12 protein-coding genes are annotated in these 11,732 nt (G+C 29.1%); all 12 read left to right on the forward strand.

What is annotated here, in order from left to right; translation table 11 throughout:
• Positions 1 to 305: 305 nt before the first annotated feature.
• The 12 genes from B4N66_RS15940 (at position 306) to B4N66_RS15995 (ending at position 11,719) form a co-directional block, all read left to right on the forward strand.
• Positions 306 to 1,172 carry an ABC transporter permease gene (locus B4N66_RS15940; RefSeq protein WP_291096184.1) on the forward strand — a complete coding sequence of 289 codons (867 nt, stop codon included), beginning with the start codon at positions 306 to 308 and terminating at the stop codon, positions 1,170 to 1,172.
• Between the two features lie 19 nt (positions 1,173 to 1,191).
• Positions 1,192 to 2,493 carry an ABC transporter ATP-binding protein gene (locus B4N66_RS15945; RefSeq protein WP_291096185.1) on the forward strand — a complete coding sequence of 434 codons (1,302 nt, stop codon included), beginning with the start codon at positions 1,192 to 1,194 and terminating at the stop codon, positions 2,491 to 2,493.
• A complete protein-coding gene (locus tag B4N66_RS15950; RefSeq protein ID WP_291096186.1) occupies positions 2,483 to 3,241 on the forward strand; it encodes a cytidylyltransferase domain-containing protein in 759 nt (252 codons plus the stop codon). The genes B4N66_RS15945 and B4N66_RS15950 overlap by 11 nt, the downstream gene beginning before the upstream one ends.
• Positions 3,238 to 4,272: an N-acetylneuraminate synthase family protein gene (locus B4N66_RS15955; RefSeq protein WP_291096188.1), complete on the forward strand. Its 1,035-nt coding sequence runs from the start codon at positions 3,238 to 3,240 to the stop codon at positions 4,270 to 4,272. Before B4N66_RS15950 ends, B4N66_RS15955 begins: the two co-directional genes overlap by 4 nt.
• A 1-nt stretch (position 4,273) precedes the next feature.
• Complete coding sequence (locus B4N66_RS15960) at positions 4,274 to 5,023, forward strand: crotonobetainyl-CoA--carnitine CoA-transferase (RefSeq protein WP_291096190.1); 750 nt, start codon at positions 4,274 to 4,276, stop codon at positions 5,021 to 5,023.
• On the forward strand, positions 5,020 to 5,517 hold the full coding sequence (locus tag B4N66_RS15965; RefSeq protein ID WP_291096192.1) for a KdsC family phosphatase: 498 nt from the start codon (positions 5,020 to 5,022) through the stop codon (positions 5,515 to 5,517). The genes B4N66_RS15960 and B4N66_RS15965 overlap by 4 nt, the downstream gene beginning before the upstream one ends.
• Positions 5,514 to 6,962 (forward strand): hypothetical protein, encoded by a 1,449-nt coding sequence (locus B4N66_RS15970; protein WP_291096194.1) that lies wholly within the window; start codon positions 5,514 to 5,516, stop codon positions 6,960 to 6,962. Before B4N66_RS15965 ends, B4N66_RS15970 begins: the two co-directional genes overlap by 4 nt.
• A 2-nt stretch (positions 6,963 to 6,964) precedes the next feature.
• The gene (locus B4N66_RS15975; RefSeq protein WP_291096196.1) at positions 6,965 to 7,750 is read left to right on the forward strand and encodes a CatB-related O-acetyltransferase; all 786 of its coding nucleotides are present in this window, start codon (positions 6,965 to 6,967) and stop codon (positions 7,748 to 7,750) included.
• Positions 7,743 to 8,717 carry a glycosyltransferase family 2 protein gene (locus B4N66_RS15980; protein WP_291096198.1) on the forward strand — a complete coding sequence of 325 codons (975 nt, stop codon included), beginning with the start codon at positions 7,743 to 7,745 and terminating at the stop codon, positions 8,715 to 8,717. Before B4N66_RS15975 ends, B4N66_RS15980 begins: the two co-directional genes overlap by 8 nt.
• The gene (locus B4N66_RS15985) at positions 8,710 to 9,651 is read left to right on the forward strand and encodes a glycosyltransferase family 2 protein (RefSeq protein WP_291096200.1); all 942 of its coding nucleotides are present in this window, start codon (positions 8,710 to 8,712) and stop codon (positions 9,649 to 9,651) included. The genes B4N66_RS15980 and B4N66_RS15985 overlap by 8 nt, the downstream gene beginning before the upstream one ends.
• Positions 9,652 to 10,166: 515 nt before the next feature.
• A complete protein-coding gene (locus B4N66_RS15990; RefSeq protein WP_291096202.1) occupies positions 10,167 to 11,000 on the forward strand; it encodes a glycosyltransferase family 4 protein in 834 nt (277 codons plus the stop codon).
• A 134-nt stretch (positions 11,001 to 11,134) separates the two neighbouring features.
• Complete coding sequence (locus B4N66_RS15995) at positions 11,135 to 11,719, forward strand: serine acetyltransferase (RefSeq protein WP_291096204.1); 585 nt, start codon at positions 11,135 to 11,137, stop codon at positions 11,717 to 11,719.
• The last annotated feature ends 13 nt before the right edge of the window (positions 11,720 to 11,732 follow it).

An 11,732-nucleotide genomic window follows, 5' to 3' on the forward strand; every position in this document is an offset into this window, starting at 1 on the left:
AAATGAAGTCAATGCAGCAGATGTAACTAACTATCAATTTGGTGATCGTTATCCATCAGGAGTTTACAACGTGATTGTAACACAAGGTGAAGAAACGAGAACTGTGAGAGTGGTTAAAAAGTAAAGCAAAGTTACTAAGGAACTGAGGTTCTAAGGTGCTGAGTTTATTAAATAGAGAAACCTCCGAGAAATCGGAGGTTTTTTTTTATTTTTCATACTATCTATGATAATTTATTCATAAACGAACTATTTTCAACAAATAAACTCGTAAAAAAACAATACATTTGAAAAAATTTTTTTTGAAGATGAATAATACAAAAAACGAAGAATGGTTATTTGAAATTTCTCCAAAAAAATCAGCTTTTAAAATAAATTTTAAAGAGTTGTGGCACTACAGAGACCTTTTAATGTTATTTGTAAAAAGAGATATTGTTACTTTCTATAAACAAACAGTTTTAGGTCCCATTTGGTTTATTATTCAACCTTTACTTACTTCTGTTATACAGTTTGTAATTTTTAGTAAAATTGCAGACATTCCTTCCGATGGAGTGCCTTATTTTTTATTCGTGCTTGCCGGTAATATTTTGTGGTTTTATTTTTCAGATTGCTTAAAGGCTGTTTCTGAAACGTTTACAGCTAATCAGAATATTTTTGGAAAAGTTTATTTTCCCAGAATTATAATGCCTTTAAAAGTTATTGTTTCAAATTTGGTAAAATTTAGTATTCAATTTATTTTCTTTATTATTGTTTTGATTTATTACATTTTTCAAGGTTATGACATAAATCCATCTTCTTTAATGCTAATTACACCAGTTTTACTCTTTATGACAGCTATTTTAGCTATGGGAATAGGTATGCTAATATCTTCTTTAACTGTTAAATACAGAGATTTAAATTTTGTAGTTACATTTGGAATTTCTCTTTTTATGTATATAACTCCAATCGTTTATCCAACCACTTTGGTTTTAGAAAAAATTAATCCAAAATACCATGTATTGGTTTATTTAAACCCTTTAACAGGTATTCTAGATTTTTTTAAATATGCTTTTCTGGGCTCAGGTTCAATTGATTTAACCTATCTTTTATACTCTTTAGTTTTTGGCTTGGTTGTTCTTCTTTTGGGGATTTTGGTCTTTAATAGAACAGAGAAGAGTTTTATTGATGTAATTTAATTTTTGAGAATAAATTTAAATGAGTGATATAATTTTAAAAGTTGAAAATCTTTCAAAACAGTACCGGTTAGGAAAAATAGGAACCGGAACGTTAAGCCATGATTTGAATAGATGGTGGCATACCGTTAGAGGAAAAGAGGATCCTTATTTAAAAGTAGGAGAAGTTAACGATAGAAGTTCCAAAGGAAATAATCAATATGTTTGGGCATTAAAAGATATTAATTTTGAAGTTCAAAAGGGTGAAGTTTTAGGAATTATCGGAAAGAACGGAGCCGGAAAATCAACGTTATTAAAAATTTTGTCACGCGTTACTTCTCCAACCGTGGGAAGTGTTAAAACAAAAGGTAGAATAGCCAGTTTGTTGGAAGTAGGAACAGGTTTTCATCCCGAAATGACCGGAAGAGAAAATATATTTCTCAATGGAGCTATTCTTGGAATGACAAAAAAAGAAATAGCTTCCAAATTAGATGAAATTATTGAGTTTTCAGGTTGTGAACGATACATAGATACCCCTGTTAAAAGATATAGTAGCGGAATGACTGTTCGTTTAGCTTTTGCTGTAGCTGCACACTTAGAGCCTGAAATATTAGTTGTTGATGAGGTTTTAGCAGTTGGTGATGCCGAATTTCAAAAAAAAGCCATCGGAAAAATGCAAGATATTTCTAAAACAGATGGTCGAACCGTTTTGTTTGTCAGTCATAACATGGCAGCCGTTAAAAGTTTATGTACAAAAGGAATCGTTCTCGAGCATGGCGGAATAACGTTTAATGGAACAAGTGATGATGCCATTAATTATTATTTGGAAAACTCGTATAAAAAAAGTGAAATTAGATTAAGCGATAGGATAGACAGAAAAGGAAATAGAAAATTAATAATTAAAGATATTTATGCAAAAAATAAAGATGGAGTAATTGTTGGTGAAATGCATAGCGGAGAGTATTACAAAATCATTTTTGAGTTTGAAAAGGAAAAAGAGATAGATCCAAAACAATTTACAATCGTTCTCCAATTTAAAAATGAAAATGATGAACTTGTTACCACAATTGCAACAGATGAATTAGGCACAAAGTTTTCAGAGGTTAAAGATAATGGTTTCATAGAAGTTGAAATACCACGTTTACAATTCAGGGAAGGAAGGTATTCTCTTCAGTATATGATTAGCGAAAAACTATCGTTTAACACTCCACATCAAACAATCGATTATTTACAAGATGCTTTCACCTTAAATGTTATTCGAGGTGATTATTGGAATTCAGGAGTTCTTAACAGACCTAAGGGATTTATTCAGGAAGCAACTATTTCAATAGCAAATGAAAAATAATAATTTAGCTTTTTTCATCCAAGCCAGAATGAAATCGTCCAGACTTCCCGGAAAAGTTTTATTAAATTTTGATGAACAAGATTCTATTTTATCAATAATTGTTTCAAAATTAAAATTAAATTTCCCCCAAATTCCAATTGTGCTATGCACATCAAATGTAGAAGAAGACGATTTGATTGAAGCGTTTTGTAGCCAAAATCAAATTCAGTGCTTTCGCGGAAGTGAAACAAATGTGTTAAATAGGTTCATAAAAGCGGCTCAAAATTATGAGTCAGAAACTATTGTTAGAATTTGTGCAGATAATCCTTTTCTTGATGTGATTTTTTTAAAAGAATTAATCCATTTTTATGAAAATAACCCAAACGCAGATTATTGGAGTTTTAAAAATAGTGAAGGAACGCCGGTTATTAAAACACACTTTGGACTATTTGCAGAAATAACAACAATTGAGGCTTTAAAAAATGTTGAAGCAACAACAAGTGATAATTTATATTTAGAACACGTTACAAATTTTATCTACACCAATTCTAACTTTAAATGCCTATTTAAAACCTTACCAAATTATTTAATAAATAGAGAAGATTTACGATTTACTATAGATGATAAAGAAGATTTTATAAATTTACAAAAAGTATATTCAATTTATAAACAAAACTCTTTTTCAATTGAAGAGACAATTCAGTTTTTAGATAGTAACAATGACTATCTGGAGAAAATGAAAATTAATATAAAAAAGTATTCCAAATGACCTATATTATTGGTGAAATAGGACAAAATCATAATGGCTCTGTTGATTTGGCAAAATTAATCATCGAACTAATTTCAAGAGAAATTAAAGACGATGTGTTTGGCAATATTCTAAAAGGTATGGACGCTGTGAAACTTACCAAAAGAGATTTAAAACAAGAATTGTCACAATCTCAAATGGATAAAATATATGATTCTCCTCATTCATTTGGAAAAACCTATGGTGAACATCGCCAAGTATTGGAACTTACGGACGAAGAACATTTTGAAGTGTATAAGTATGCAAAATCAAAAGGTTTAGATTTTGTAGAAACCCTCTGTGCAATTGGTTGTTTATCTATTTTAAATTATTTTAGTCCTGATAAATTAAAAGTTGCCAGTCGAGATTTAACAAATTTACCTTTGTTAGCAGCTTTAGCAGAAACAAAAATCCCAATAATTGTTTCAACCGGAATGGCAGGAAAAAAAGAGTTAGATGACGCCATTGAAACAATCACAAGGTATCATTCAAACATATCTATTCTACATTGTGTTTCTCAATATCCCACAGAGCCAAAAAACGTTAATCTTAATACAATAACTTATCTTTTAAAAAATTATAAAGACTTTGTGATAGGTTATTCAGATCATACAATCGGAATTTCAACACCGGTGGCAGCAGTTGCTATGGGTGCCAAAGTCATCGAAAAGCACATTACACTCGACAGAAGAATGAAAGGCACGGATCAAGCTGGTTCGTTAGGCCCTGATGGCGTGCATAGAATGGTACGTGATATTAGAATTTTAGATCAATCTATGGGAGTAGAAGATATTTTTATTGTGAAAGATACCGAAACAGCAAAAATAAAATTAGAACGTTCTATCGCAACTAAGCGAAACATGCAAGTTGGTGAAATTATCACAGAAAACGACATACATATGCTTTCTCCGGGTGATGGATTTAAATGGTCGGAAAAAAATGAAATTTTAGGAAGAAAATTGATTAGTTCAGTTTTGGAAAACGAAGTTATTTACAAACATTATTTAGATTAAAATGGGAATAGAAATCAAAACAATTGCCTCTACTAATGAATTAGATAAGCGAAACAATTTTCTTGAGTTATATAAAAATGCTCCTATTCCGGATAATGAAAAATTATCTAATACAGGCTTGTTTGTTAAGCGTCAAGATTTAACAAAGCAATTGTTTTTAAATGATTTGTACACCAAAATAGTAAACACGCACGGAGTGATTATGGAATTTGGAGTGAGATGGGGACAAAATCTCGTTACTTTAAATAATTTAAGAGGAATACACGAACCCTATAACTACAGTAGAAAAATTATAGGTTTTGACACTTTTCAAGGCTTTGCAGAGGTGGATAAAAAAGATGGTGATCACAGTATTATAAAAAAAGGAGCTTTTTCTGTCACAGAAAATTATGAAGAATACCTAGCTGCTGTTTTAGAATATCATGAAAGCGAATGCCCTTTAGCACATATTAAAAAAAACACGCTTGTTAAAGGAAATGCACCGGTTGTTCTACAGAAATACTTAGATGAACATCCGGAAACAATTATTGCTTTTGCTTATTTTGATTTTGATGTGTATGAACCAACTAAAAAATGCTTAGAAATTATTAAGCCTTATTTAACAAAAGGAGCAATTATTGGTTTTGATGAATTAAATGACCCACAATTTCCCGGTGAAACAGTTGCATTAAGAGAAGTTTTTGGAACAGAAAACATTTCGATTCAACGAAGTAAATATAGTGGAATTCAATCTTTTATGATTTATCAATGAAATTACCAAAACTAATACTAACAGATATTGATGGCGTTTGGACGGATGGTGGAATGTTCTACGACCAAACAGGAAATGAATGGAAAAAATTCAATACTTCTGATAGTGCAGGCGTTTTGTTTTGTAAAAAATTGAATATTCCTGTTGGAATTATAACCGGAGAAACAACAGAAATTGTTAAGCGAAGAGCAGAAAAACTTAAAATAGATTACCTTTTTCAAGGGATAACAAACAAACTTCCGGTGGCCCTATCGCTTTGTGAAAAATTGAATATTTCCTTAGATGAAGTTGCCTACATTGGTGATGATATAGGTGACATTGCATTATTAAAAGCTGTTGGAATAAGTGCTGCCCCAAACAATGCACCAACCTACATAAAAGAAAGCGTAAATTTTATTACTCAAAAAAATGGGGGAGACGGAGCTTTTAGAGAATTTGTAGAAACAATTATCGGACAAGAAAGACTAAAGAATATTTTGCAAGACTTTGAATGAAAAACAGAGAGGATATAAAAAACTACATACTGAGCATTGAACAACAATTTCCTGTTGATTCATGGAAAGTGAATCATCTTGCAATTTGGCCAATTCTCAGAATAAAGTTGTTTTTCTATTTAATTAATGTTGTTGAAGCAGGAAATAAAGTTCAAATTAAAAAAGATAAAAAGTTATCAATTCTTCAAAAACTTAAAGCAGAACTAAAAAAAATTGATTCGGTTGTTCACTATTTTTTTTGGTTGAGAAAACTACCTTCAAAAAAATATTTATTTGTTGGAGCAGACGCTCATCGTGTGAATTTTAGATCAAAGCGATTTAATCGTTATTTTGACATATTAATTGATAAATATCGAATTGAAAAAGATTCACTATATTTTGAATATGGTCCCGATACCAAAAATCAATTTAACTTAGACTTAATTTATACTTTCAATAAAGCTTTGAAAGGATATCTATTATTGAAAAAAAGCTCTCCAATTAAAACAAAATTTTCAGGAAATCAATTTGATGATTTTTTGAATTTTCTAGGTCAAGAGAAGTTTAATCAGAATTTTTTAAGAAAATACGATAATTTTTTTTTGGAAAAATGGGCGTCTGAAATTTTTTTACATAAGATAAATTTTTTCACAAAGGTTTTAAAAAAAATGAAACCTACTCAAATAATGATTTTATGCTATTACTTGGAAGACAATTTTGCATTAATTGTTGCTGCAAATCAATTAGGAATAAAGACGATAGAAATGCAACACGGTCCACAAACAGACATTCATCTAAGCTATGGAAGTTGGAGTAAAATCCCATCGGAGGGCTATTTAATGATGCCAAACACTTTTTGGAGTTGGGATGAAAATAGTGAAGGTGTATTGAATAAATGGATTAAAAATAATAACAACTATTCTGTAATAAATATTGGAAATCCTTGGGTTAATTATTGGAAAACAGTTAATTCTGCATATGAATTTAAGAACTATGTTTTCTACACCCTTCAACCCAATCCAATAACTATTGAACAATTATTTCCTCAGCCAATTTTAGATTTTATAAAAAGTGAGCCTTATCAATGGTTCATACGATTGCATCCAAGGCAAATGCATGATCTCGAAAATATTAAAAAATATTTAAAAAACAACAATGTACTACATTTAGTAAACATTGAGCAAGCAACCAATGATCCTTTGCCACAATTGCTAATCAATTCGGTAGTTCATATTACGCATTCTTCGGGGTCAGCGTTGGAAGCTTCTTTTTTAAATGTTTTTACTGTTTTAATTAACGAAATTGGTCTTTTGTCTTTTCCCGAATTAATTTCTAATCAAAAGGCTGTATATTTGAATGTTAATGATTCAAATTTTAAACAAGAATTTGAAAAAATTATACAAAACCATGAAATCTTACCAAAAGAGCAAAAAATAGTTTCATACCAAGAAAATTTATTTACATAAGAATGAGCTTCTTTAATCAAATTTTATTAAAAATTAAATCCCGTTTAGATAAATTAAACGCAATAAGTCTGGGTATTGAAATTCCAAATAAAGCAATCATTGTAAGTTCAACTTTAAAAGGAAATATTAGACTTTCAGATAATATATCGATAGGATCAAGTAGTTTAAAAGGTGAAATTTATGTGGGAAACTCAACTGAAATTTCAAATAGTATTCTAAAAGGTGAAATTGAAATTGGAGAAAATAATAAAATTCAGGGAGCCACACTTTTAGGGAAAATAAAAACCGGCAATTACACATCATTATGGGGACCCAATTTAGATATTCATTCTAATCAAGAAGCAGGTGTTGAAATTGGAAATTTTTGCTCCATTGCTCGCAACGTAAGTTTTCAATCGTTTAATCATAATTTCAAAAAACCTACCAGTTATTTTATTGGACAGAATTTATTTAAAGAAAAATGGGAAAATGAAAAGATTTACAAAGGAGATATTGTATTAAAAAATGATGTTTGGATAGGTGCTCATTCTGTTATTTTAGGAGGGGTTACAATTGAAAATGGAGCGGTGGTTGCAGCCAATAGTGTTGTTACAAAAGATGTTCCGGCCTTTGCAATTGTAGCAGGAAGTCCGGCAAAAATTATAGGTTACCGATTTGAACCTCATGTTATCAATCAATTTCAAGTAATAGCTTGGTGGAATTGGTCAACCGAGATGATTAAAAAAAATAAATCCTTTTTTGAAATGGAAGTAACTGAAACATCATTAAATCATATTATTTATGACTAATGGTTTGGTTTCCATCATAATACCAACTTATAACAGAGCTCATTTGATAGAAGCTACGCTTAAAAGTATATTGCTTCAAACATATCAAAATTGGGAGTGTATTGTGGTAGATGATGTCTCTATCGATGAAACAGAATCAATTGTACATTCCTATTCAAACAAAGATAATCGAATTAAATTTTTTAAAAGACCCCAAAGCCTACAAAAAGGAGCTAATTCTTGTAGAAATTATGGGTTTCAAATGAGTTCCGGCGAATACATCAATTGGTTTGATAGTGATGATGTAATTCTGGAAAATTTCATCGAAAATAAAGTAAATGCTCTCACTCCAGACATTCATTTTATAATTGGGAATGGGTATTTTTGGTACCCTGAAACAAATACAAAAAGAGTTTTAAACCTTGCAGATACAGATAATTTATATGTGGATTTTGTCATGTGGAAACTCCAGATTATCACTAATTCAGTGTTATTTAAAAGAAATTTTTTAAAGGATAAAGAATTATTTAATCCGAATATGAAAAGAGGTCAAGAGGCAGAATTCTTTAGCCGACTTTTTTTTGAATGTACTTCAAATCAATTTAAGATTATTCAGAGTGCTGATTTTTTATACAGACAACATGATGAATCAAAATCAACAAAAAACAAGGTATATAATAAAGGATATAAAGAATCATCATTCTACTATCTTTTTGAAAACTTTAAAAGAAGTGAGCAAATTCAATCGGCGGAATTACTTAATTTTCTTTACAATAAATTAATAAAATTATTTTTTTCAAGCAACGAACACTTTCATGATGAGGTATCGAAATCAATTTTAAATCAATTTTTACCTAGATTGTTAAAGTACAATAGGATAAAGGCTTCTGAAATAATTATCTTAGGAAGGGTAATGTTGATGATGAAAAAATCACCTTATTTTTTAAGAAACAGATGGTTGAAATTTAAATTCAATTGGAATGAATAATTTGGTTTCTATCATAATTCCAACATACAACCGAGCAGATTTAATTATTAAAACGCTCGAAAGTATACGAAATCAAACTTATCAACATTTTGAGTGTTTAATTATTGATGATGGTTCTAATGATAGCACAGAACAAATTGTTCAACTATTTATTGATTCAGATAATCGTTTTGAATTTTTTAAAAGACCTTCAGACACTAAGAAAGGACCAAATACCTGTCGAAATTATGGGTTTGTAAAAGCCAAAGGCAATTTTATTTATTTTTTTGATAGTGATGATTTTTTAAAACCACATGCTTTAGAAACTTACATCAAAGGATTTCAAACGGATACCGATGGAGTTCTTGCCCAAGTTGAACGAGTAGATCGCGAAACCGGAATTTTACAAGACATCAATACAATTGAGTCAAACAATTTAATTGAAGATTATTTTACCTATAAAATTTGCTACTTTGTGTGTGGAATTCTTTGGCGAAAATCTTTTTTAGATACTCAAAATGAACTTTTTGATGAATCAATCGGTAATCATGATGAGTGGGATTTTAATCTGCGAATGATTTATGCTCAACCCAAAATAATTAAAATTAAACAAGCATTAGTTATTTATTATCAACACAATCATTCATTTAAAAATGAAGTAAGAAAAGGTAATGATATAGAGATAAACTCTGCTTTTAAAGCAAGGTTGAAGCATTTATATTTACTAATAAAATTAAATCCAAACAATAAAATAAAATATACTAATCACCTTGCCGATTTTTACATAAAAACAGTTAGAAATAAAATACTTTTTGGACAGTCTAATTGGTTTTCTTATTACAAATCTTCGGTTTACTTTAAATTAAAGACTTTTTCATTTATTTCAATAATTAAATTATCTATCGGAATAGTTTTATTAAAATTTTTTGGTAAGGGATATTCTTTTTTTAAATAATTTGAAACCGTTTTTTATAAAACAGTTGCTTTAGTATTAGCCTATTAACATAAAAAAACTATTTTTACACTCTATCCAATATTGAATAGTTTGAATAAATGAGTTTAAATCGCAAGATTTTAGTTGTTGTAACTGTTTTTCCATCTGTTACGGAAACCTTTATATTAAATCAAATTACAGATTTGATTGATAGGGGAAATGATGTAACTGTTTTTACATACAATAAATCGAAGGATACTATTATTCATCAACTTTTTTTAGATTATAACTTAGAAAAAAAAACCATTACACACTTTAAAAATCAAAAAAGTAAATGGCTAATTTGTAAAGAAGGGTTTAAATTTTTTAGAAAGTTTAGAAAAGATTTTGATTTTAAAAAGATAGTCTTTTTGCTAAACCCAATTTATTTTAAGACTAACTTAAAAAAACTAAAAATATACTACGACCTACCGGTTTTATTATTCAAAGAAAGTTTTGACATTGTTCATTGTCATTTTGGTTTCAACGGAAAAAAAGTGGCTGATGCCTATGAAATGGGAATTTGTAACTATCCAAAAGCTATCTTATCTTTTCATGGATCTGATTTAACACCATCAAAAGTTCAAATTTATAAAGATGCTTACAAAACTATTTTTAAGCATTTTAATGGTTATACTGTAAATTCAATTTATCTTCAAGATATATTATTGAATGTGAATCCTAAATTAAAAAACTATTTTATAATTCCAGAGGGTCTAAAGAAGCAAAATTTAGAACCACATTTAGTTACAGAAAAAGATTCTTCAACTTTTAATATAGTGTTTTGCGGAAGATTAATTAATTGGAAAGGTCCGGATAGAGCAATAAAAATGGTAAAGCAAATTATCGATTTAGGATATTCAAATCTTCGCCTACACATAATTGGAAATGGTGAAATGATGGATGAGTTACTATTTTTAGTTAATCAACTTAACATTAGCAACCATGTTATTTTCCATGGTTCTTTGTCTCAGGATAACGTGTTCAAAATTATGGCGGCTTCATCAGTTTTTTTATTACCTGGAATTGCCGAAAAAGAAACAATGCGTTCTGAAGCACAAGGGTTAGTTTTGCAAGAAGCTCAATTTTTTAAAATGCCTGTTATTGCTTCAAATGTTGGCGGAATAAAGTATGGAATAATTAAGGATGAAACTAGTTTTTTGATTGAGAGTGAAAACGAAGATGAATTTATAGAGAAATTAATTTTGCTTTATAAAAATCCTGATTTAAGATTAAAAATGGGAGAAAATGGACATGCATTTGTTTTAAAGGAATTTGAAAGTAAAATAATTGGTGACAAATTAATTTTTGTATATCAGAATTGTAGCTAATATTATTTATAAGATTCAATATTCAAAATTTCTTAATTAAAAATTATGTCTTTTTGATTAAAATATGATGTTGATTTTTTTTGAAACAGTATCTTTGAATTTTATTTTGACAAATATTATATAAATCTTTAGAAATGTTTTTTACTAGATTAAAATTATTGAGTAGAGTTTTTATTTCTAAGGCATTTTTACCTTATTTGTATAGTAAGTATGTGAAAAATAATTTGGTTATAATTGAAGATATAAATCAAAATTTTAGCATTCGTTCTCAAAAAAGCAATTTGTCTCTGAAAAAAAAATTTTTTCACCTACTCATTTACTATCCTGAATTTGCTTTTGTTTTTTTTTGGAGAATTAAAAGTCATTTATTCATTTGGAAAATTTTATATTTAAAAAATTTCAGTAGTAAAATTTTTTCGAGTTCCGATATTCAAGGAGGGTTAGTTTGTTATCATCCCTATGCAAGCGTTATTAACGCCAAAAGAATTGGGAAAAATTTTATTTTCAGAAATGGATTAACCATTGGAAACAAGAATAATGATAATACACAACTGCCAACAATAGGAAACAACGTTGAAGTTGGAGCCAATGCCGTGATAATTGGTAATATTGAGATTGGAAATAATGTGATAATTGGGGCGGGTTCTGTTGTAGTAAAAAGTGTTCCGTCCAACTGTGTAGTTGCAGGAAATCCGGCAAGAATAATAAAAGAGTTATAGTAAATAGAATGAG

The sequence above is a fragment of the Flavobacterium sp. UBA2787 genome, from assembly GCA_002352205.1.
Taxonomy (GTDB): Bacteria; Bacteroidota; Bacteroidia; order Flavobacteriales; family Flavobacteriaceae; genus Flavobacterium.